Genomic DNA, 23,351 nt, shown 5'->3' with positions numbered 1-23,351 from the left:
GGAACCCAGTGGCCAAAATAGGCGTACAAGCGATGATGCTCAAGGACAGCTTCGCCGAAGTGGGGGCGTTTGAAACGCTTCGCAAGGTCAACGCGATCGGCTATAACGCCGTCGAAATTTCCCAGATTCCCATGTCCCCGGAGAACGTGGCAGAGCTGGACCGTTCCCGCACCGAACTGGGCATGGACATCGCTGCTCTCTCCGTCAATATTGAAGGCCGCAAAGGAATGCCGGTGGAATCGCTGGCGGAGAACTTCGACAAGATCGTGGACGATGCCAAGCGGCTGGACACGTCGCTGCTGCGGATCGGGATGCTGCCGTTCGGGGCCATGAAGTCCATTGACGCCGTGACCGACTTCGCCAAGCAGGCCAACGGGTACGCCGAGCGGCTGCAGGAACACGGGATTAGCCTGTATTACCACAACCACCACATCGAGTTCGCCAAATTCGACGGCACGTACATGCTGGACATCATCGCGGACAACTCGCCGGCCATGGGCATGGAAATCGACGTGCACTGGGTCCAGCGCGGCGGCCTGGACCCGGTCCGGACCCTGCAGAAGTACGCGGGACGGACCGCCATGGTGCACCTGAAGGACTACCGGATCGGACAGATGCCGGCGTCCTCGTTCAGCCTCCTGGAGTCCGGCGATTTCGCAGGATTCATGGCGGAATTCAAGAACGTGGTGCAGTTCGCCGAAGTGGGCGAGGGCAACCTGGACTTCCCGGCCATCATTCCCGCTGCCCAGGCCGCCGGCGCCCGGTACCTCCTCGTGGAGCAGGACGAGCTGTACGGCCGCACGGTATGGGACGCACTGCAGACCTCCTACGACAACCTCGTGGCCATGGGCCACGGAGACCTCTTCTAGGTTTCGACAAGCTCAACCAACGGCCGACCAAGCCAACCAACGAAGAAGGATAAACAACTGTGAGTCAGAAAGTACGCCTGGGCATCATCGGCCTGGGTCAGCAGGGCGGCGCCTACGCCAAGTTCATCACCGACGGACTCGTCCCGAACATGGAGATCGGTGCCATTACCGATATCGATCCCGCGAAAAAGGAACTGGCCGCTGCCTCGTATCCTGACGTGCCGTTCTACGACGACTACATCGCCATGCTCGAAAGCGGCGACATCGATGCCGTGGTCACCTGTGTACCGCATTACCTCCACCCCGAAATGGGCATCGAATCGCTCAAGCGCAACATCCACGCTCTCGTGGAAAAACCCGCGGGTGTCTACACCAAACAGGTCAAGGAACTGAACGAGTTCGCGGCGTCCAAGCCCGGGCTTTCGTTCGGCATTATGTTCAACCAGCGCAACAACCCGCTGTACAAGAAGCTCAAGGAAATCGTCGACAACGGCGAAATCGGCAGCATCCGCCGGACAAACTGGATCATCACCAACTGGTGGCGCCCGCAGGGCTACTACAACTCCAGCGAGTGGCGCGCCACGTGGGGCGGCGAAGGCGGCGGGGTGCTGGTCAACCAGGCTCCGCACCAGCTGGACCTGTGGCAGTGGATCTGCGGGGCGCCCAAATCGGTGTACTCCAAGGTGGCGTACGGCTTCCGTCGGGACATCGCCGTCGAGGATGAGGTCACGGCCGTGGTTGATTACGGCGACGGCGCCACGGGCGTTTTCGTGACGGCCACCCACGACATCGTGGGCACCGACAGGTTCGAGATCCTCGGCGACCAGGGCAAGATCGTCGTCGAAAATTCGAAGACCGCCACTGTTACCCGGCTGACCCGGCCGGAGCGTGAACTCAGCGACTCCATGGACATGGATGACGTCCGCAAGCTCTTTATGGGACAGCTGAAGCCGGAGCAGTACTACAGCACCGAGGTTATCGAGTTCGAGTCCGTCTGGGGCGGCCAGCATGCAGGCGTCCTGGAGAACTTTGCGGCGAACATCCTGGACGGCACCCCGCTGCTGGCCCCGGGCTCGGACGGCATCAACGGCGTCCGCCTGGCCAACGCCATCCACCTCTCCAGCTGGACCGGACGAGAAGTTCCGCTCGACTTCGACGAAGAGGAATACATGCAGGAGCTGAACAAGCGCATCAGCGAAGAGGGCAAGTTCCCCGAGCGCTCCTAGGGGCCATGGTTGCCGGGCACGCCCGCCGGGCCGCCCGGCAACCGCTGGCCACTTCTTGCCTGATGCTCGTTAGGATGGGGCGGTGACCGAACCCAAGACGCAGGGCCCTGCCGCAACAACGGAGGCCGCCAAAAAGCACGCCCGGGCCGGCAAGGGCAACGCCACCATCTACGACATTGCCAAGGTGGCCGGGGTCAACCCGTCCACTGTCTCGCGGGCCTTGAGCAAGCCGGGCCGCGTCAGCGCCAAGACCCAGAAGCTGATCGAGGACGCCGCCGCCGAGCTGAACTACCAGGTCAACCCGTTCGCCCGGGCGCTGCCCACCGGCAGGACCAACACGTTCGGCCTGATCGTCGCGGACATCACCAACCCCACCTTCTTTGACATCATCCGCGGCGCCGAGACGACCGGCACTGCAAGGGACTACACGTTGGTCCTGGCCGAGTCCGCGGAGTCAGCAGTCACCGAACTCACGGCGGCCCGCCGCATGATGAGCACTGCCGACGGCCTCATCCTGGCCAGCCCCCGCATGGACGATGACGACATCCGGGCCCTGTCCCGCGACAAGCCGGTGGTGGTCATCAACCGCGAGGTGGAGGGCTTGCCGTGCGTGATTCCTGACGTCCGGAAGGGCATCGGGGAAGCGGTACGCAGCCTCGCGGCGAACGGCCACAAAAAGCTTGCCTTCGTGGCCGGCCCCGCGCGCTCCTGGATGTCCGCCCGGCGTTGGGAAGGCGTTCAGGCGGCGTGTGACTGGTCCCGCCTGGAGCCGGTTCGGGTGGAGTCCACCAAACCAACGGTCGACGGCGGCAGGCAGGCGGCGCGCGACGTGCTGGCCACCGGGGCCACGGCCGTGATGACGTACAACGACCTGTTGGCCATCGGACTGATGCAGGAGCTGCAGGCCGGCGGCATGGTGGTGCCGGACCAGATCAGCATCGTGGGCTTTGACGACATCTTCGGTGCGGACTTCACCACGCCGCCTCTGACCACAGTGCGCTCGCCTCTGGGGGAGTGCGGCTCGGGAGCTGCGGCCCTGCTGCTTGATCTGCTCCAGGGCAACGGGGATCCGGCAGGCATCCAGAGGGTGGAGACGGAGTTGGTGCTGCGAGGTTCCAGCGGCCGGCTCTTGCCCAAGGGCTAGCCCGCCCGAAACTCCCTTGCCTGCACTACCCGGGCCGCGACCCGGCGGCGGAAACTGGAATGGCAAGTTTTGGCAACCGGTTGACAAGGATGCCATGAAGCCCGGACCATTGACGTATGTCACAGTCGATTGCCGCCAACCCAGACAGGCTCCTGCCCGCTGATCCCGGAACCCGCCGCATTGCGCGCGAACTCCTGCAGCGCGTCGAGGACCTCCCGATCATTTCCCCGCACGGGCACGTTGACGCCGCAGTCATCGAGCAGAACACCCCCTTCCCCGACCCGGCAGCGCTGCTGGTCAGCCCGGACCACTACGTCACCCGGCTGATCCACGCCAGCGGTGTCCCGCTGGAACAGCTGCGCGAATCCAACACTTCCGCACCGGAATCCCGTACCGTGTGGCGCGAATTCTGCAAGGCCTGGCCTTTATTCGAGGGCACGGCCTCCGGCTACTGGCTCCGCACCCAGTTCCATAGCGTCTTCGGTTTGAACAGCGAGCTGAGCGAGGCCGCCGCCGATGCCAGCTACGACGCCATCTCGGCCAAACTCCAGGAGCCTGGCTTCCGGCCCCGGGAGCTGTTCAAGGACTTCAATATCGAGGTCCTGGCCACTACTGACGATCCCCTGGATACACTGGCAAGCCACCAGGCCATCGCCCAGGATCCCACCTTCCACGGCCGGGTCCTGCCCACCTTCCGCCCGGACGCCTACCTGAACATCGCCCACCCGGCGTGGTCGGAGAACGTGGACCGTCTCATCGCGGCAGCGGGCGACGGCGGCACCGGCTATGGTGCGTACCTCACCGCGCTGGAGAACCGGCGTCGTTATTTTGTGGAGCACGGCGCGGTCTCAGCCGACCACGGCGTCCGCACCCCTGCCACGCTAAAGCTCGACGCCGCGGACGCGGCCAGGCTGTTTGACCGCGCCCGTTCCGGCAAGGCCACGGCGCAGGACCGGGACAATTTCGAAGCGCACATGATGTACCAGATGGCCCGCATGTCCGTGGAGGACGGCCTGGTGATGACTATCCACCCGGGCTCGTACCGCAACCACCACGAGCCCACCTTCAACACTTTCGGCGCGGACACCGGGCATGACATCCCCTTCGCGATCAACTACACCGAGGCCATCCGCCCGGTCCTGCAGGACTTCGGCACCGCCAAGGACTTCCACCTGGTGCTGTTCACGCTGGACGAGACCGTGTTCTCCCGCGAACTCGCGCCGCTGGCAGGCTTCTACCCGTCCGTGTACCTGGGTGCGCCGTGGTGGTTCCTGGACGCCCCGGATGCGATGCTGCGGTTCCGCTCCGCGGTCACCGAGACCGCAGGTTTCTCCCGGTCCTCCGGCTTCATCGACGACACCCGCGCCTTCTGCTCCATCCCGGCCCGGCACGACGCCTCCCGCCGGATCGAAGCCTCATTCCTGGCCCGCTTGGTCGCCGAACACCGGGTCAGTGAGGACCGTGCGCACGAACTGATTGTGGACATCGTGGACGGGTCGCCCCGCCGGGTGTTCAAGCTGTGAGCACGGAACTGCACGCTCCGGTTGTTCCGGCAACGGACCTTCCGCAGCTGAACCGCACGCTCCGCCCGTTGCCCAAAGCCCCGGTGCGGATTGTCCACCTGGGCCTGGGCGCCTTCCACCGCTCGCACCAGGCCTGGTACACCCAGCAGGCCGGCGATGCGGACCAGTGGGGGATCGCCGCCTTTACCGGCCGCCGCCCCGGCGCCGCCGTCGCCCTGGCGGAACAGGACGGACTGTTTACCTTGGTGGAACGCGCAGACGGCGGCGATTCCTTCAGCGTGGTGGGGAGCATCGTGGAGGCCGTGGACGGCGCGGACCTGCAGCGGCTCACCGGGCTGGTGGCCGCGCCCGGGACTGCCCTGGTCACCCTTACCATCACGGAGGCGGCTTACGGGCTGGGTGCCGACGGCACGCTGGAAATCACCGCGCCCGACGTCGCCACCGACCTTGCGCTATTGGGTTCCGGCGGCCGCCGACCGGCTACGCCGCTGGGGCGCCTCGCGCTGGCACTTGCCGCCCGCAGGGACGCGGGCTCCGGGCCGATTGCCGTGGTGTGCTGCGACAACCTCTCCAACAACGGAGCGGTTGCGCGGCAGGCTGTCGCCGGGTTCGCCGGCGCCTGGGATTCCGGGCTCGCCGCCTGGATTGATGCCAACGTCAGCTTCGTCAGCACTTCCGTGGACCGCATAACGCCGAGGACCACGGACCAGGATCGTGCTGACGTCCGGGAGGCCTGCGGGTACCGCGACACGTCCCCTGTGGTGGCCGAGCCCTTCTCCAGTTGGGTGCTCAGCGGGGACTTCCCTGCCGGCCGGCCCCGCTGGGAAGACGCCGGCGCCCTCTTTGTGGAGGACATCGAGCCGTACGAGAACCGCAAGCTGTGGCTGCTCAACGGCGCACACTCACTGCTCGCCTACGCCGGGCAGCTGCGGGGCCATTTCACCGTGGCCGAAGCTCTCGCAGACACCGAATGCCTGCGGGCAGTGGAAGCCTTCTGGGACGAAGCCGAGGCGAACCTGCCCGCCGTCGAACTGCACATCCCTGCCTACCGCAAAGCCCTGTTGGCCCGCTTCGGCAACGCCAGAATCGCCCACAACCTGTCACAAATTGCCCAGGACGGCAGCACCAAGCTGCGGATGCGCGCCGTCCCGGTGCTGCAGGCTGAACGTGCAGCCGGCAGGACAGGTGCAGCCGCCGCACTCATGATCGCCGCGTGGATGGATTTCAGCGTGGCAGCAACCTTCCAGGACCCCCTGGGGGAAGAAGTGGCTGCTGCCAACCGACTGTCCGGCACTGAGCGCATCAAGGCGCTGCTGGCCGTCGTCGATCCGCTGTTGGCCGAAGACGCGGCCATAGTGGGCCTGGTGGAAAGCCTGTGTGGCACGGTGGCAGGCAGCTCCGCTTCCCGCTGATCGTTGATCCGCCACGCCTGCTGCGATTGGGGCTGCCCGGCACCTCGAAGGTGCCGGGCAGCCCTTTTTCTTGAAAATTCAACGATCTTTTGGCAACCGCTTGCCATTTGTTTGCCACGTGATTAGGATTACAGCAGAGCAAACCCCGCCGGTCACCCCCGGCCCTGACGCTTTATTTTTTTGGCCGCCCCAGGCCGCCCCGGGTAAAGGAGCCCGCATCATGAAAAAGCTGAGCAAAATGAGCATCGCCGGCTATGGCGCCGGTGACGCCGCCAACAACCTGGCCTTCACCACGGCCACCATGTTCCTGCTGGTCTACTACACCGACGTTGCCGGCATCTCCGCGGCCGCCGCGGGCACCCTGCTGCTGGCAGTCCGGATCTTCGACGCCTTCGCGGACGTCTTCGCCGGCCGCCTGGTGGACCGCACCTTCAGCAAGCGGTTCGGCAAGTTCCGCCCGTTCATTATGTTCGGTTCCATCCCGCTGCTTCTGCTGAGCGTGGCCACATTCTCGGTCCCGCAGATCGGCGAGTCCGGCACCTTGCTGTACGCCTATGTCACCTACGCAGCCCTTGGCCTGGCCTACAGCCTGGTGAACATCCCCTACGGCTCCCTGGCCGGAGCCATGACCCAGGATCCGGGCGAACGCGCCAAGCTGGGATCCGCCCGCATGGTGGGCGCCGCACTCGTGGGTTCATCGCTGGGCATTTTTGTGGCACCTCTGATCAAGCCGGGAGCCGACCTGCAGGCCACCTTCACCGGCATCACGCTGGCCTTTGTGGTGATCGGCGCCGCCCTCTACTTCTTCACGGTCTTCACCGCCAAGGAACGCGTCCACCGCGCAGTGCCCAACGTGACCCTCAAACAGAGCCTCGACACCCTGAAGGGCAACAAGCCGCTCTTGATGCTGTGCCTGAGCTCTTTCCTTTTCCTCTCCGGCTACCTGGCACTCACCTCGGTCCAGCTGTACTACCTGCGCGACGTGCTGGGCCGGCTGGACCTGTACCCGGTCCTGTCCATCATCCAGCTGGTACTGACCTTCGTCCTGGCCGCCGTCATGCCCCGGCTGGTCCGCGCCGTCGGCAAAAAGAACGTCTACGTCTACGCCTCCGTGGTCACGGTGATCGGCGGCATCGTCGTCTTCCTGACGCCTGCCAGCCAGACGTGGATCGGCTTCGGCGGGCTCCTGCTCTGCGTGGTTGGCGTCATGGCCGTCAGCATCGTGGTGTGGGCGCTGGAAGCAGACACCGTTGAATATGGCGAATGGAAGACCGGTGTCCGCACCGAAGGCATCACCTACGCCCTGTTCTCCTTTACCCGCAAGACCGGCCAGGCCGTAGGCGGCGCCCTCGCCGCCTATGCCCTCGCCCTGGGAGGCTACAAGTCCGGCGCCGCCCAAAGCGCCGACGCCGTCTTCGGAATCCAGGTTGCCGCCGGTGCCATCCCCGCCGTCCTTGCGCTCCTGGCCCTGCTGGTGATGTCCAAGTACAAGCTCACCGATGCCCTGCATGCAGAGATCCTGGCCGAGATCCGGGCCCGCCGCACCAGCAGCGAAGCCGACGCCGATCCAGCCGGAAGTGCCGCCGGCAGCGCCAACCGTGCATCAGGCGAACCCGCTGCCGCCGCCAAGCCCGCGGCGCCGACCTTCAAGTAAGCCCCCTCCGTCCCAACTTCCCGCTTCCAGTCCATCCCCTGAAAGGACCTGCTGTGAAAATCATTGCTGCTGACGTTTTTGTGACCAGTCCCTCCCGGAATTTCGTGACGCTCCGGATCACTACCGAGGATGGGGTGACCGGTATTGGTGACGCCACGTTGAACGGGCGTGAGCTGGCTGTTGCCGCGTATTTGAAGGAGCATGTGGCGCAGCTGCTGATCGGGAAGGATCCGCACCGGATCGAGGACACCTGGCAGTTCCTGTACCGGTCCTCGTACTGGCGCCGGGGCCCGGTAACGATGGCCGCGATCGCCGCGGTGGACATGGCGTTGTGGGACATCAAGGGCAAGCTGGCGGGCATGCCGGTGTATCAGCTGCTGGGCGGGGCGTCCCGGAACGGGTTGCGCGCGTACGGCCACGCCTCCGGTGCGGACCTCCCCTCGCTGTTTGATTCGGTGCGGGAGCACCTGGAGCTCGGGTACAAGTCGATCCGGATCCAGACCGCCGTCCCCGGCATCAAGGCCGTCTATGGTGTGGCCGCGCAGGCGCAGGCCTCGGGGGAGCGGTACGACTACGAACCCGCCGGCCGGGGTGCTTTCCCGGTGGAGGAGGACTGGGACACCCGCGCCTACCTGCGCCACCTGCCCACCGTGTTTGAGGCGGTCCGGAACGAGTTCGGCCCGGAGATCCCGTTGCTGCATGACGGGCACCACCGGATGACGCCGATCCAGGCGGCGAAGCTTGGCAAGGCGCTGGAGCCGTATGACTTGTTCTGGCTGGAGGACTGCACCCCGGCCGAGAATCAGGAAGGGCTGCGCCTGGTCCGCCAGCACACCACCACCCCGCTGGCGATCGGTGAAATCTTCAACACCGTCTGGGACTACCAGACCATCATCAAGGAACAGCTGATCGACTACGTCCGTGCCGCCTCCACCCACTTCGGCGGGATTTCCCCGTTGAAGAAGGTCATGGACTTTGCCGCGCAGTACCAGATCAAGTCCGGCTTCCACGGCCCCACGGACATTTCCCCGGTGGGCTTCGCCGCGCAGCTGCACGTGGGCCTGGCAATCCATAACTACGGCATCCAGGAATACATGCAGCACTCGGACAAGACCAACGAGGTCTTCGAACAATCCATGACCTTTGTGGACGGCTACCTGCACCCGGGCGACAAGCCGGGCATCGGCGTCGAATTCAACGAAGAAGCCGCAGCGGCCTACCCGTACCAGCAGGCCTACCTGCCCTACAACCGCCTTATCGACGGAACGGTCCACGACTGGTGAACACTCCCCAATCCACTACAGGCAAGCCCAAGCTCCGTATCGTCGTGATGGGCGTGTCCGGCTGCGGCAAGACCACCATCGGCGACCTCGTGGCGCGGGAACTCGGCGTCCCGTTCCTGGACGGCGATTCCCTCCACCCCGTGGAGAACGTCGCCAAGATGGCCGCCGGCACGCCCCTGACGGACGAGGACCGCTGGCCCTGGCTCGCCACCGTGGGCACCGAGCTGGCCAACGCCGGCGACGGCGGCCTGGTGCTGGCATGCTCGGCACTGCGCCGCAGCTACCGCGACGCCATCCGGGCGCAGGCGCCGGACACCATCTTCCTGCACCTGCACGGCAGCAAAGAGGTCCTGCGGGCACGCACCGAGGGGCGGACCGGGCACTTTATGCCGCCCGCCCTCCTCGAGTCCCAGCTGGCCACGCTGGAACCGCTCCGCGCCGACGAAGCCGGCCTCGTCGTCGACATCGCCGCCCCCGTGCAACAGGTGGTGCAGGAGGCACTCGCCGGGATTACCGCCGTCGGGCGTCCTGCTGATGTTGCCGGCATTGCGGGTGCCGCAGGCACCCGGCCGCGGCAGTTCGACGTCGACCTCCAGGCTGCGCCGTTTAATCTCGACGGCGACGCAGTCGCGTGGGTGGAAACCATCCTCGCCGGAATGAGCCTCGAGGAGAAGATCGGCCAGCTGTTCATCAACCACAACACCGACTACTCCCCGGAGTACCTCGATGGTGTCCTGGAGAACTTCCACGTGGGCGGCATGCGCTACCGGCCCGGGCCCTCGGCCGCGGTGCAGGAGCACATCCGCTATGCGCAGTCCAAGACCCGCATTCCACTGCTGGTGGCGTCCAACCCGGAAATGGGCGGAGCCGGAAGCTGTGATGACGGAACGTTTGTGTCCACGCATCTGCAGGCGGGCTCGCATCCGGACAAGGCCATCGCCCGCCAGATGGGGCAGGTGGCCGGGGTGGAAACCGCGGCGCTGGGCTGCAACTGGGCCTTTGCCCCCATCGTGGACATCCACTACAACTGGCGGAACACGGTCATCTCCACCCGGTCCTTCGGCAACACGCCGGACATCGTGGTGGAGCGGGCCAAGGAATACTTCGACGGCATCAGCGAATCTCCCACGGTGTGCGCCATGAAGCATTTCCCCGGCGACGGCGTGGACGAGCGCGACCAGCACGTGGTCACCTCCTACAACACGTTTGGCTACGAGGAGTGGAACCGCACCTACGGGCACGTGTACCGGGAAATGATCGGCCATGGCGTGCAGTCCATCATGGTGGGGCACATCGGCGCGCCGGAGCTGTCCCGGCACTTCCGGCCAGGCCTCGCGGAGGGGGGCATCCGCCCCGCGACGCTGGCGCCGGAGCTGCTGCAGGACCTGCTCCGCGGCGAACTCGGCTTTAACGGACTGGTCCTGACCGACGCCTCGCTCATGGTGGGCCTCACCCAGGCAATGAAGCGCAAGGACCTGGTCCCGGCCACCATCGCGGCAGGCTGCGACATGTTCCTGTTCTTCCGGAACCCCGCCGAGGATTTCCAGTACATGCTGGACGGCTATAAATCCGGCGTCATCACCGAACAGCGCTTGCACGACGCGCTGCGCAGAATCCTGGGATTGAAGGCTTCACTGGGGTTGCACCGCAAGCCCGTCTCTGAGCTCGTGCCGCCGGCGGAGGCGCTGGCCGTCATCGGCAGCGAGTCACACCGGGCCATCGCGGCGGAGATCGCGGAGAAGACCGTCACCCTGGTCAAGGACACGGCCAACAACCTGCCCATCACGCCGCAGACGCATCCCAGGATCCGCCTGTACGGTATTTCCGGCGGCGCTGACTTCACCCGGGCCGACCCGCTGGCCTACCTGGACACGGTCAAGGAAGAGCTCGAAGCTGCCGGCTTTGAGGTGCATATCTTCAAGACTGCCGAGCAGCGGGAAGCGGCGGGGGAGACGGGGATGAACTTCATGCGGGTCCTGTCCGAGGAAGCCACCGGCGATTACGCGGACAGGTACGACGCCGCGTTCGTGTTCGCCAACGTTAAGGGGTTCGCCCAGGAGGCAGCCATCCGGATCAAGTGGTCCTCGCCCATGGCCGCGGAGATCCCGTGGTACGTCACCGAGGTGCCCACGGTGTTTGTGTCGCTCAACCAGCCAAACCACCTGATTGACGTCCCCATGGTGAAGACGGCCATCCATGCCCACGCCGGATCCCGGGAAGCCATCCGGGCCACCATCGACAAGATCCAGGGCAAGTCCGCGTTCCAGGGAACCTTCAACGACAACGTGTTCTGCGGATCCTTCGACACCCGGCTGTAGGCGGAACTCCCCACACAACAGCAGCGGACGACGGCGGGACCTCCCGCCGTCGTCCGCTGCTGTACGCCTCCTACCCTTAGTACGCCTTCACGCGCTGTTCGACGAGGAGGTGGATCAGGGCGAAGACGCCGACCTGGTCAATGGCGGCAAAAGCTGCATCAAGGGCGGCAGGAATGTCCTTGTCCTCGGTGACCGTGATTCCAAAACCGCCGAAGGCCTTGGCCATCAGAGCGAAGTCGGGGTTCTGCAGTTGGGTACCCGACACGCGCTGTGGATAGTGCCGTTCCTGGTGAGTCCGGATGGTGCCGTATTCCTGGTTGTCCATCACGATCACCAGTGGAGTGGCGCCGTACTGGGCGGCGGTGGCGAGTTCCTGGCCGTTCATCAGGAACTCCCCGTCCCCGGCGATGGTGACCACCCGGCGCTCCGGGTCTGCCAGGGAAGCCGCGATGGCTGACGGCACCGAATACCCCATGGAGCCGTTGCGGGCACTGATCATGGAGGCGTAGCGGCGGGTGGGGAAGTAGCGGTGGGCCCAGTTGGTGTGTTCCCCGGCGCCGAAGGTCACCATGGCATCCTCGGGCAGCCTCGGCACGAGGTTCGCCATCAGGGTGTCCATCCTGGCCTGTCCCGCTGCCGGGACAGCCGAAGGCAGCGCGGCGAAGTGCTCCTGCTCGCCCCGCATCCGCTCCGTCCACGCCTTCCACTCTTCCTTCACCGGGAGGTCAATGCCGGCCAGGTCCTGCACAAAAGCCTCCGGCTTGGAGAGGATCTGCCGCGACACCGGACCGGAGCGCCCGCGGAGCGACGGGTCCACGGTCACCAGGAAGTTCTTTTTGTTCCAGTCCTGGCGGCAGACGAACCCGTCCGTGATGACGTCCCCCGGCACCGTTCCCACAAACACCAGCAGGTCGGTTTCCTCCAGCAGGTCGTACGTGGGGCGGGGCCGGCCGTAGCCGATGGGGCCCACGTAGGAGGGCGAATCGAAGGATACTGTTCCCTGCGTCCGCCACTCGGCGGCTGCCGGGATCTGGTGCCGTTCCAGCCAGCCGGTCAGCTGGTCCGCCGCTTCCTGTGTCCAGTCATTGCCGCCGGTGACGAACAATGGCTTGCGCGATTCCGCCAGTGCAGCGCGGAGGGCCGTGGCGTCCGTGCTGCTCATGCCGCCGGCGGCCACGGGAATTGCGGGATGCAGCGCCGGCTCGATCTGCTGGCGGATGATGTCCTCCGGCAGGCCCACCACTACCGGGCCGGGGCGGCCGCTCATGGCGGCGAACATCGCCTCGGCCACGATCTCGGACGCCCGCTCCGCGTGGTCCAGGACCATGACGCGCTTGGCACCGGTATCGAACCAGGCCTTGATGTCGAACTCCTGGAAGGCCTCCCGGTCGCGGTGGGCGAACGGGATCAGGCCCACAAAGAGCAGCATGGGGGTGGAGTCCTGCCACGCGGTGTGCAAGCCCACGTGGGCGTTGGCAGCGCCAGGCCCGCGGGTCACCATGGCCACGCCGGGCCGCTGGTTCATTTTTCCGTCGGCCTCCGCCATATAGGCGGCGCCGCCTTCATGCCTGCACACGATGGTTTCGATGTCCGAAGCATGCAGGCCGTCCAGCACGTCCAGGAAGCTCTCGCCCGGCACCACGTACGTGCGTTCCACGCCGTGCGCCAGCAGCGAATCAACTATGACGTGCCCCGCGGACTTGGTTGCCGGTGGTGCCTTCTCTTCCTGGGCGTTGTGCTGCCGGGAAGGCTCGACGGCGGCAGGCCGGGTGGGTGATGCGGTCAGGGTTGCTGCGGGTTGGGTTGTCATGGTCTTTCTTTGTTGTTCGGGTTCTTGGATGGCTGTTGTTGTTTTCCGGATTACCTGAAGGTCTCGGCGGGTGGGTTGGCGATGACGGGGGAGAGGCCGGTGTGGCCTTCGCGGGTTTCGGCGATTTCGTGGATGCGTTGGCGGCAGGCGTACCAGCCGATGACCATGAGGATGGAGGCGATGGCGGTGACGAGCATGGTCAGGGGTGAGTCGATGAAGACCATGATGAGGACGCCGACCAGGAAGAGGAGGGAGAGGTAGCCGGTGTAGGGGGCGCCGAACATGCGGAAGGAGGGGCGTTCGAGCCAGCCTTTGTCGGCCCAGCGTTTGAGTTGGATCTGGCACAGGACGATGGTGGCCCAGGTCATGATGATGCCGACGGAGGCGACGTTGAGGACGATTTCGAAGGCCTGGGCGGGGACGAGGTAGTTCAGCGGGACGCCCAGGAGGGAGACGGCGGCGGTGATGGCGATCCCGCCGTAGGGGACGCCTGCTTTGTTCATCCGGGACGCGAAGCGCGGGGCGGAGCCGTTGACGGACATGGAGCGCAGGATCCGGCCGGTGGAGTAGAGCCCGGCGTTCAGGGAGGACAGGGCGGCGGTGAGGACCACGAGGTTCATGATGACGTCCACGCCCTGGATGCCGATGGAGCCGAAGAACGTTACGAAGGGGCTGACGCCTTTTTCGTAGGAGGTGTACGGGAGCAGCAGGGCCAGGAGGATCACGGAGCCGACGTAGAACACGGCGATGCGGAAGACCACGGAGTTGATGGCCTTGGGCATGATTTTTTCGGGGTTTTCGGTTTCGCCGGCGGCGGTGCCGACGAGCTCGATGGAGGCGTAGGCGAACAGGACGCCCTGCATGAGGATGATCATGGGCAGCAGGCCGTTGGGGAAGATCCCGCCGTTGTCACTGAGGAGGCTCAGGCCGACTTGTTGGCCGTCCACGGGGGTGCCGAAGATGACGAAGTAGGTGCCGACGATGAGGAAGATGACCAGGGCGGCGACTTTGATCAGGGCGAACCAGAATTCCATTTCGCCGAAGACCTTGACCGAGACCAGGTTCAGGGCCAGGACGACGATGAGGGCGGTCAGGGCCCAGGCCCACTGCGGGACGTCGGCCATCCAGGGGATGTAGTTGCCGAAGAAGTGCATGTACAGGGCGGCGGCGGTGATGTCCACGATGGTGGTGGTGGCCCAGTTGATCCAGTAGAACCAGCCGGAGACGAACGCGGCTTTTTCGCCGAAGAATTCCCGGGCGTAGGACACGAACGAGCCCGACGAGGGCCGGTGCAGGACCAGTTCGCCCAGCGCGCGCAGGATCAGGAACGCGAAGAACCCGCACACGGCGTAGGCGATCACCAGGGACGGGCCCGCCGCGTTCAGCCGGCCGCCGGCACCCAGGAACAGGCCGGTACCGATAGCACCGCCGATCGCGATCATCTGGATCTGCCGCGGCTTCAAATTCTTGTGATAGCCCTTATCCTCCGCGTGCAGGGCGCTCTCGGAGGCATGCGCATGCCCACCGTCTATCAAGTGTGCTGCAACCTCGTCATTGGGGTTGTTGGGCATGGGTGATCCTTTCGATCTGGGGAGATCTAACTGGTTGGGGAAAGTTATGGATTCTTTAGCCGCGGCAGCGTTAGAAGACGGACCAGCCGGTGCGGTCGGAAAGATCGGCGAGGGCAGCAGTCCCGGCAAGAGAATTGCCCTTAGCGTCCAGCCGGGGGCTCCAGACGCAGATGGCGCACTCACCCGGAACGATGACCAGGATGCCACCGCCTACACCGCTCTTGCCGGGAAGGCCCACCCGGTACGCGAACTCTCCGGCGGCGTCGTACATGCCACAGGTCAGCATGATGGAGCCGATGCGTTTGGCATCGCTGGCGGACAAGACACGTCCGAGCGTTCCTTGGCCTTCCCGGGCCAGGAAGAGCCCCGCCTTGGCGAGTTCGACGCAGGTCATCATGATGGAGCATTGGCGGACGTAGTTTTCCACCACTGATTCCGCCGGCTGGCTCAGGTTGCCGAAATTCTTTAGGAAGTGCGCAAGTGCCAGGTTCCGGCTGCTGCCGGACAGCTCACTGGACGCTGCCGCCTCATCAATGTACGGCCCGCTGCTGCCGGCCTCAGTGGTGAGGAACCGCAAAAGCTGCGTGGCGGCGTCGGGCGTTCCTTCCATCAGGTGGTCCGTGACCACCAGCGCACCGGCGTTGATGAAGGGGTTGCGCGGGATTCCGTGTTCCACTTCCAGCTGGACCAGGGAGTTGAACGCGGTACCGGAGGGTTCACGCAGGACGCGGGTCCACAGTGTTCCACTCGTGTCGCCCTGGAGCGCCATGGCCAGCGTAAACACTTTGGAGATGCTCTGGATGGAGAAGGGGACCGCTGCGTCACCGGAGCTGAAGAGCTGGCCGGAAGTGGTGGCAACGGCTATCCCGAACGTGTTGAAAGGAACGGTGGCCAGGAACGGAATGTTTGCCGGGACGGATCCGGCCTCTTGCTGCGGGCGGTGGCTGCGGACGAGGTCGTCCAGGAGGGGGCCAAGTGGCGGCGCCTCAAGTGCTGTAGTCATTTCCTGCCTGATTGTTGTGAGGGTGTTCCGGCCCATTCCTGGATATGGAGCAAGGCCACCAGCGAGTCCCGGGGGTTGCCGAAGTCCAGGCCGGTCACCCTGGAGGCCTTGCTGATCCGGTAGTAGACGGTGTTCTTGTGCAGCTTCATCCGCTGGGCGCATTCGGCGACGTCCAGGGACGACTCGAAGTATGTCCGCAGGGTCTCGGCCAGTTCTGGGTCGTCCCGAAGGAGTGCCGAGAGGGTGCGGTGGCGGAAGGTCGAGGACGCGAAATTCTGCACCGCCTCCTGGAAAAGGATCTCTCCTTCGAAGTCGTCCACGGTGGCAACGGATGTTTGGGTCGCCCCGCTGACGCACCTTAACAGGGCCTCCGTGATGCGGGTGATGGAGTGGATGGACAACAGATCAGGGACCACCGGGCCCACCGCTGCGAACGGGGTGATGCCCAGGTGTTTGCGCGCATCCCGCACGATCGAGTCGGCCAGGCCCTTGAGTCCCGGTTCCGCCGCTGCGGACTGCAGGCCCGGGACAATCACTGCGGTGTCGCCTTTGAACTGACCCACAATTGCAGAGGCTTTGTAGGCGGCCGCGTGGATGGACGCCAGGTTGGCAAGCTCGCCGTGCTTCAGGGCGGCGTCGTCGGCCTGGGCTTCCGCATCGGATATCCCAATCAGGATCAGCGCCGCCGGGCGTTCTGCGGGGATCTTCTCGCTGTGTGCACTGGCTGCTGCCTCCGCCGGGCCGGAAAGTATCCGCGCAATCCGGTCTTCGCGCATGTGCACCGATTGTTGGTTGCGGTAGCGGATCAGCTCAGTTGAGGTCCGGGCGGCTGAACCTTTCAGCACATGGTCGACGTCCGGGCCGAAGCCGCCGCCAGTTTCCTGCAGCCAGATATAGCCCATGATCCGGTCCCCGGCGAAGAGAGTGATGGCCACCCGCTCGCGCAGCCCGTCCTGGGGCCTCGCCGGTACGCGCACCGGGAGCCGTGTCCCGTGCAGTTCCCGGTAGGCGCCGAGGTCCTTGAGCAGCAGCTCGTATTTCCGGGGACCCCGGCGGGCCAAAATGGAGGCCTTGCGAAGCTCATCGATGTCGTTCGAGACGGTGGAGTATGCCAGGACCTTGTTGGCGGCGTCCTCGATCACCACATGGCTCGAGGTGAGCCGGGCCGTGGTCTGGGCGATGGCAAAAAGGTCTTCTTCCAGGAGCGTCAGGACTTCGCTCTGGTAACTGCGCGGCTGGATTCGGTCCTTGGCGATGGAGAGCAGGCGGTCCCAGTCGGCTGTCGGGTTCACCAGGAGCAGGCCGGTTCCGGCGTCGCGGAGCAGCTCTTCAGCCTCGGAGAGCTCTTCACGGCTTCCCTTGACGGCGACCACCGGGGGCGGGTTCTGAAGGAGCCGCCGCAACGCGGGCAAAGCCGACCGCCCGCGGACCCCAATCAACAGGACAAAGGCGGCGGCGCCGTCGGGCATCTCATCCTCAGCGTCTGCGATCAGGAAACGTTCAATCGCGGAACCATTCGCCGGGCGGAGGATAAGGCTCGCGAATCCCAGGGGGAGATCCGAGAGGATGTGGTCCACCGTAACCGCGGTCATGGGTTCCTTCTGCGTCGATCGGTCCCGGACGGCTCTGTCCGGTCAGCCCATGGTATCCAGCCATGGTCCGCCGGAATTTGTGAGGGAACCCCAATTCAGTGGCCCTTTTTCGGTTCGTTGTCCAAGCCGGGACGCCTGCTCTTCCCCTATACCGGCCGGCGGCCTGGCTGGCGGCGCGATGAGGAGCCTCAGCGCCAGAACTCGGTCAGTTGCCCGGCCAAGGCCTTGCCTTGCTCGTAACCAACCTGGGCGGCGGGCGGACGGAGCGAGAAATCCATCGCGTTGGCGCCGAACATATGCTCCGAGTTGCTGTCCGGGAAGATCGTCTCTACCCTGCTGCCATGCACACGGAGCTCATGCACCTGCGTTGCCAGCTGCACGCCCCAGTGCTTCGGCACCAGTGATTTGCCGCCGAACGGTGAGAGCACCAGCACCCTTCGGTATCCGGCTGCCAGATCGGCATTTTCTGCGTTGGACCGGTAGCCGCCGTCGATGTAGGGAATATCTCCGATCCTGTAGGGAAGGCCGCTGGAACAGCTGGCGGCGATGGCGTCCACCAGGTCGATTCCGCTGTGGCAATCGAACACCGCCGGTTCACCGGTCTGCGCATCGACCGCCGTGATGAGCACCCTTCGTTGCGGCCACCCCTGATTGGGTAGCCGCGCGGCGACGGTGCTGCGCCACTGTGCTTGCCAGGAACCGTCCGAAGCCGCCTCCCTGCACAGTGCTGCGGCGCCCATCTTCCGGCGCATATCAGCCGCATTTTCAGAGGAGGCGATGATTTTATTGATCCGCTCCAGATGGTCGGCCACAGGCCTGGTGGCAACGCGTTCCGGGACGGATCCAGCCGGAACGGGCCGCTTTTGGGGCGGAGCGGCAAGGATGGCGGCAAAGAGCTCGGACGGCGACGCGCCAGCTATCTGGGCTGCGGCTGTGGAGCCGGCTGAAGTTCCAATAGTCAGATCGGCTGCGGTGACGTCCAGCCCGCTATCGAACAGGCCGGCCATCACGCCGATGAGCCAGGCATTGCCTGTCGATCCGCCCCCGCCGAGGACCAGGGCGCGCCTGTGGCCGGAACTTGGCAGGTCGTAAGCCGTCGTCGAGACGGAGTTACGAGGGGAAGAAGATGTGGTGTTCATGGGAGTCGCCTTTCGCGAATTGCCTTGTGTGGCGCTCCCGGCGGCGACTAGATGTGTCGCACGATCGTGGACTCCAGGGGAGCGCCCAATGCGGATACTGCGTTCATGGGACTCACCTCCTGTTGAAAGAACACGATCACGGGAAAACTACCACGCCTCCTTGTTCCTGTCGACGGGGCACCGGCTGATGCGCGCCACTCCTGGACTGCGGGGCCGGGTTATAGGACAAAACATGTGTAGGGGAGGGGCCTTTTTTGCCAGGAAACACGCGGCAAATTGGCGTTGGCTAAGCTTTTGAAGTTTTGAGTGGCCGGGGTGCTGGCGGAGCTGTGTTCGTGAACCCAAACGCGCCATCACCTCCCGCCGCTTCTCGGGCAACGCACCATCAGCTTTTGTCGCTTTACGGACGACGCCCCATCCCTCCTGCGGCTTCTAGCCCATCGCTCCATCATCTTCTGATGAAGTCCGACGGCGGTGCTGCCGCGGCCGTATGCCTTTCACGCCTCCGTAAGGCGCCAACGTGATGGAGGGTGGCCCGATTTAATGCCAGAGGTGATGGAGAGTTCCACGCTGAAGCCGAAACCTGGGCCGAACGCATACGACACTCCCGACTCACGCACGTTTTGTCCTGCCTGTGGGACCACCACCGCGTACAGCAGAAGGCCCTGCTTCCCCTTGTTTAGAAGGGAGGCAGGGCCTTTCGTATTGGCGGTGACGGTGGGATTTGAACCCACGTTGGCTTTTACACCAAACAACATTTCGAGTGTTGCACCTTCGGCCGCTCGGACACGTCACCAACCTCAATAGGTTACCGGAGCGAGGCGCCCAACCCCAAAACGGGCTGGCCGACGAGGCCCTTGTCCTGTTTCCGCCTTGCTCGTCCACCCTTCCTGCTGCCTCTGACCGCGCGGATTACGGTCGCGCAGCAGTGGGGTATGCGATGCCTATCCAGCTGCGTTTGGGGAGGAGCCTCAAAATGCGTTCGGGAGGAGCCTGAAAAAGTTTGAAGGATTTTGCGGGGGACTGCCTCAAGGGGGCCCTGTTTTGTCATACCCCTTCAGGAAGATGGAGGTATGGAAACGAATCCGGCGGTGGCGCAGGTGGAGGAAGTCACTGGTGCCGTCGCTGCGCGTTCGGAGGCACCCGGTTTTGTCGTACCCCCGCACGAAGGTGGAGGTATGGAAATGAATCCGGCGGTGGTGCAGGCGGAGGGGGCGGTTGATGCTTCGGTCGCTGCGTTTATGGCTGTGCTGACTGGCCAGGACGCTGCCGGGTCCTGCCCGGACGCTTCCGGTTCTGTTTTCTGTGGCCTTGGCGGATCCGATGATGATCCATTGCAGCGGTTAGTGGATGGGGCGTTGGACGTTTTGGCTGCGGTGGGGCGGTCGGAAGCGAAAATCGCGGCGGTGAAGGCACTGGCCGTGACGGTGGTCGCCCAAGGTACGAAGGCATTGAATGGTCCGGCTTCCTCTCCTTATGAGGCTTCGGCGCAGGAGAGGAGCCTGGTGGCCGAGGTCGGGTGCGCGCTGGCGATCGGTGACCGGGCCGCCGGTGCGCTGCTGGCTGAATCCCACGCCCTGACCACGTCATTGCCCAGGGCGTTGGCGGCGTTGCAGGCCGGGACGATGTCTTGGGCGCACGCCCGGACCATGGTCGAGCAGACCTCCTGCCTGGACCGGTCCGCGGCCGCCGCGTTGGAGGCGCATTTCCTGGACCCGGACGCCCCGGGCGCGGCACGCGGGTGTCCAATCGGGGAAATGCCGGCGTACCGGTTCAAGGCCCGGGCCCGTGACTGGCGGGAACGCCACCACCCCGAAAGCCTGGAGAAACGCCACGCCAGGAGTGTGGCGGACCGGCGGGTGGAGTACTGGCCGGACAACGACGGGATGGCCTGGGTCGCCGCGCTGTTGCCCGCGGACCAGGCCTCGGCGATCTGGAACAGGCTCAGCGCCATCGCCCGCGGCAAGCAAGGCCCCACCGAAACCCGCAGCCTGCCCGAGCTCAAAGCAGACACCTTCACCGAAGGCCTCCTCACCACCGGCACCACAGCCGGCAACACCGCCAACGACGTGGGTACCGGCGGCGACCGCGGGGCTGGCGATGAAATCAGCGCAAGCAGTGTCAGCAACGGTGCTGACAGTACCGGCGGCGGCAACAGTGCCGGGGACGGCGAACCGGATGGTCCCCGCCAAGGTGATGGAACCACTTCGGGAACAGCTTCTGGTTTAGGATCACCGATCCGGGCGCAGGTGCTGGTCACCGTGCCGGTCTGCTCCCTGATGGGCCTGACTGATGAGCCGGCGATGCTGGACGGGTTCGGACCCATCCCGCCTTCGATGGCCCGCAGGCTCGTCGCAGATGGGGCCGCCTCGTTCTACCGGGTTCTGGTGGATCCGCGGGATGGGGCGCCGCTGGAGATCGGCCGGACCAGCTACCGGGTGAGCAAGGCGATGCGGAACTGGCTTCGGCTGCGGGACGGCAAATGCCCGTTCCCCGGCTGCAACAACCCATCCCTGGACAATGAGGCTGACCATATCCTGGCCTGGCATGAGGGCGGCAGCACCGGGGTGTCGAACCTGGGACAGCCCTGCCGGAAACATCACAAGCTTCGCCACACCAGCGGCTGGAAACCCACCCCGGGCAGCAAAACCGAACCACCCGGCTGGACCTCACCCACGGGACGGCACTATAAAAGCGAATATCAGGACTGGGAACCACCACACTGGCCAGACACAGCCGTGCCCGAGAGCATCCTCGCCTTTGACGACCTCCTGGACCTGTGGGAGCCGCCCGATGACCCGTCAGAGCTGTGGCCACCATCCGGTGACCCGTCGGAGAAATGGCCACCGCCGTGCTACTCACCTGCCGCTGATGAAGATTTGCGAGACGAGATTCCCGAAGAGACGTTTGCGGACTGGTTCCTGTCGGCAGACAGCCCACCCAAAGACCCGATCCCGAAAGACCTCTTCCCGGAGATGGTCCGTGACGCAAACGCTGGCGTCACCTGAACCGTCGTGAGGAGGGCCTGTGGTGATGGCAGCCGGGGAGATGGAATGCGGCCGGCATCGGGTGTGACGGGGGCGAGTATGCAAGGGGACCAAAGGTCGTGCGAGTCGCGAGTGCCTAGGGACCCTGCGCGTGCGGCTTGGGGTGTGCCTGGGGAAACAGGAACGTGCGGCTCGAGTATGGCCGGGATGGGATGCGGCCAGGGATGGGGGCCGCGTGCGGATCTCGTCTGCTGGTGCGGGATCAAACGGAGTGAGCCTGTCGAGCAGCCACAACGTGGTACGCACGGCCGCCCAACTTTCCTCCGGGCACGCAGGCCGCTAGATTCATCAGCAAGATGACTAATTCACACGCGCCAAGACATGCAATGGCTTACTGGACCATGGCCCGGGAGCACGGTGAGCTCCGGCCTGAGGAGCTGCCCGCCCCCGGCAAGGGCGAGGCCTTAGTCCGCACCTTGTACTCGGGAATCAGCAAAGGCACCGAGATGGTAGTCCACCACGGCTCGGTCCCGCCGCGTGTTGCAGAAGAGATGCGCGCCCCGCATCAGGAGGGGCATTTCCCGGGTCCTGTGAAGTTCGGCTACCTCTCCGTAGGCATGGTGGAGGAAGGGCCGGAGGAGTGGATCGGCCAGCGCGTGTTCTGCCTGAACCCGCATCAGGACCTGTACGTGGTGGAGTTGGCTGCGCTCACCAAGATTCCAGATGACGTGCCGTCCCCACGCGCGGTCCTCACCGGAACAGTGGAAACAGCTGTTAATGCCCTGTGGGAGGCCGGTCCGCGCCTGGGTGACCGGGTCGCCGTCGTCGGTGCGGGCCTGGTGGGCGGTATGGTTGCCGCCCTGCTGCGGAGCTTTCCCTTGCAGCGCCTTCAGCTCGTGGACCTTGATCCGGGGCGGAGGCAGCTTGCAGACACCGTGGGTGTGGAGTTCGCGCATCCGGACGACGCCCTCGCCGATTGCGACATCGTTTTTCACTGTTCGGCTTCCCAGGAAGGGCTGGAGCGCAGCCTGCAGCTGGTCGGTGATGAGGGCGACGTCATTGAGATGTCCTGGTACGCCAACCGGGAGGTCACGCTCCCGCTGGGAGAAGACTTCCACGCCCGCCGCCTGTCCATTAGGGCCAGCCAGGTAGGGGTAGTAGCGCGGGCGCGGCGGCACCGCAGGACCAACGCAGACCGCCTGGACCTGGCAGTATCGCTCCTCGCGGATCCGGTGTTCGATGCGTTCCTGACCGGATCTTCACCGTTCTCCGAACTGCCGGGCGTGGTGCAGGAACTGGCAGACGGCACGCTGGACGCACTGTGCCACGTCATCGAGTACCCCCAGGACGAAAAATCCCGGGAAGCCCACCCCGAAAACCCCGTCCGCGAAGCATCCACCGAAGACCAGAGGTAGCCCATGTTCAGCCTGACCGTCCGCCGCCATTTTATGATCGCCCACAGCCTTCCCCGGGAGGCTTTCGGTCCTGCCCAGGCCCTGCACGGGGCAACGTTTGTCGCCGAGGTGGCTTTCCGCCGTCGGACGCTCAATGACAACGCCATCGTCCTGGACATCGGTGCCGCAGGCACCATCATCGAGCAGGTGCTGGCAGGGCTGAACTACCGGAACCTGGACGAGCACCCGGACTTCGAAGGCAAGCTCAGCACCACCGAGGCGCTGGCGGAATACATCGCGCAGTCCGTGGCGGCAAAGCTGAAGGAAGACGACGACGGCGGCCAGCTCGCCGGAATCGACGTCACCTTGCGGGAGAACCCCGACGCCTGGGCAACGTACTCGCTGGACCTTCGCGCGGCCTGAACC

16 protein-coding genes and 1 tRNA gene are annotated in these 23,351 nt (G+C 65.0%); 11 read left to right on the top strand and 6 right to left on the bottom strand.

Features of this window, described 5'->3' with window-relative positions; translation table 11 throughout:
- The first annotated feature begins 8 nt into the window (after positions 1-8).
- The 8 genes from QF038_RS17220 to QF038_RS17185 all read left to right on the top strand — a co-directional run bounded on the left by QF038_RS17220 (position 9) and on the right by QF038_RS17185 (position 11,429).
- Positions 9-869 carry a sugar phosphate isomerase/epimerase gene (locus QF038_RS17220; RefSeq protein WP_307611613.1) on the top strand — a complete coding sequence of 287 codons (861 nt, stop codon included), beginning with the start codon at positions 9-11 and terminating at the stop codon, positions 867-869.
- Positions 870-928: 59 nt separating this feature from the next.
- Positions 929-2,095, top strand: coding sequence for a Gfo/Idh/MocA family protein (locus tag QF038_RS17215; RefSeq protein ID WP_307611611.1), 1,167 nt, complete (start codon positions 929-931; stop codon positions 2,093-2,095).
- Between the two features lie 82 nt (positions 2,096-2,177).
- Positions 2,178-3,239, top strand: a complete 1,062-nt coding sequence (locus QF038_RS17210) for a LacI family DNA-binding transcriptional regulator (protein WP_307611609.1) — start codon at positions 2,178-2,180, stop codon at positions 3,237-3,239.
- 116 nt (positions 3,240-3,355) lie between these two features.
- Positions 3,356-4,762 carry a glucuronate isomerase gene (gene uxaC, locus QF038_RS17205; protein WP_307611607.1) on the top strand — a complete coding sequence of 469 codons (1,407 nt, stop codon included), beginning with the start codon at positions 3,356-3,358 and terminating at the stop codon, positions 4,760-4,762.
- Positions 4,759-6,174, top strand: a complete 1,416-nt coding sequence (locus QF038_RS17200) for a mannitol dehydrogenase family protein (protein WP_307611605.1) — start codon at positions 4,759-4,761, stop codon at positions 6,172-6,174. The genes uxaC and QF038_RS17200 overlap by 4 nt, the downstream gene beginning before the upstream one ends.
- 220 nt (positions 6,175-6,394) lie before the next feature.
- A complete protein-coding gene (gene uidB / locus QF038_RS17195) occupies positions 6,395-7,828 on the top strand; it encodes a glucuronide transporter (protein ID WP_307611603.1) in 1,434 nt (477 codons plus the stop codon).
- A 53-nt stretch (positions 7,829-7,881) separates the two neighbouring features.
- A complete protein-coding gene (gene manD / locus QF038_RS17190) occupies positions 7,882-9,111 on the top strand; it encodes a D-mannonate dehydratase ManD (protein ID WP_307611600.1) in 1,230 nt (409 codons plus the stop codon).
- A 47-nt stretch (positions 9,112-9,158) separates the two neighbouring features.
- Positions 9,159-11,429, top strand: a complete 2,271-nt coding sequence (locus tag QF038_RS17185; RefSeq protein ID WP_307613515.1) for a gluconokinase, GntK/IdnK-type — start codon at positions 9,159-9,161, stop codon at positions 11,427-11,429.
- A gap of 76 nt (positions 11,430-11,505) precedes the next feature.
- Here the strand turns inward: QF038_RS17185 and QF038_RS17180 are convergent, their stop codons facing one another.
- The 6 genes from QF038_RS17180 to QF038_RS17155 all read right to left on the bottom strand — a co-directional run bounded on the left by QF038_RS17180 (position 11,506) and on the right by QF038_RS17155 (position 19,340).
- On the bottom strand, positions 11,506-13,239 hold the full coding sequence (locus QF038_RS17180) for a thiamine pyrophosphate-dependent enzyme (protein WP_307611598.1): 1,734 nt from the start codon (positions 13,237-13,239) through the stop codon (positions 11,506-11,508).
- Between the two features lie 50 nt (positions 13,240-13,289).
- Positions 13,290-14,810, bottom strand: a complete 1,521-nt coding sequence (locus tag QF038_RS17175; protein WP_307611596.1) for an amino acid permease — start codon at positions 14,808-14,810, stop codon at positions 13,290-13,292.
- Between the two features lie 70 nt (positions 14,811-14,880).
- Positions 14,881-15,813 carry a glutaminase gene (locus tag QF038_RS17170; protein WP_307611594.1) on the bottom strand — a complete coding sequence of 311 codons (933 nt, stop codon included), beginning with the start codon at positions 15,811-15,813 and terminating at the stop codon, positions 14,881-14,883.
- A complete protein-coding gene (locus tag QF038_RS17165; RefSeq protein ID WP_307611592.1) occupies positions 15,810-17,405 on the bottom strand; it encodes a CdaR family transcriptional regulator in 1,596 nt (531 codons plus the stop codon). The genes QF038_RS17170 and QF038_RS17165 overlap by 4 nt, the downstream gene beginning before the upstream one ends.
- Positions 17,406-17,593: 188 nt before the next feature.
- A complete protein-coding gene (locus tag QF038_RS17160) occupies positions 17,594-18,544 on the bottom strand; it encodes a patatin-like phospholipase family protein (RefSeq protein WP_307611590.1) in 951 nt (316 codons plus the stop codon).
- 706 nt (positions 18,545-19,250) lie between these two features.
- Positions 19,251-19,340: transfer RNA gene (locus tag QF038_RS17155), tRNA-Ser, on the bottom strand.
- A gap of 382 nt (positions 19,341-19,722) precedes the next feature.
- Here QF038_RS17155 and QF038_RS17150 point away from each other — a divergent pair.
- The 3 genes from QF038_RS17150 to QF038_RS17140 all read left to right on the top strand — a co-directional run bounded on the left by QF038_RS17150 (position 19,723) and on the right by QF038_RS17140 (position 23,348).
- A complete protein-coding gene (locus QF038_RS17150) occupies positions 19,723-21,552 on the top strand; it encodes an HNH endonuclease signature motif containing protein (protein ID WP_307613514.1) in 1,830 nt (609 codons plus the stop codon).
- A 335-nt stretch (positions 21,553-21,887) separates the two neighbouring features.
- Entirely contained in the window at positions 21,888-22,946 is a 1,059-nt protein-coding gene (locus QF038_RS17145; RefSeq protein WP_307611588.1) for a zinc-binding alcohol dehydrogenase, read from the top strand.
- Between the two features lie 3 nt (positions 22,947-22,949).
- On the top strand, positions 22,950-23,348 hold the full coding sequence (locus tag QF038_RS17140) for a 6-carboxytetrahydropterin synthase (RefSeq protein ID WP_307611585.1): 399 nt from the start codon (positions 22,950-22,952) through the stop codon (positions 23,346-23,348).
- Positions 23,349-23,351 lie beyond the last annotated feature (3 nt).

Source organism: Pseudarthrobacter sp. W1I19 (assembly GCF_030817835.1).
Classification (GTDB): domain Bacteria; phylum Actinomycetota; class Actinomycetes; order Actinomycetales; family Micrococcaceae; genus Arthrobacter.
This window is presented reverse-complemented; position numbering and strand designations above follow the sequence as displayed.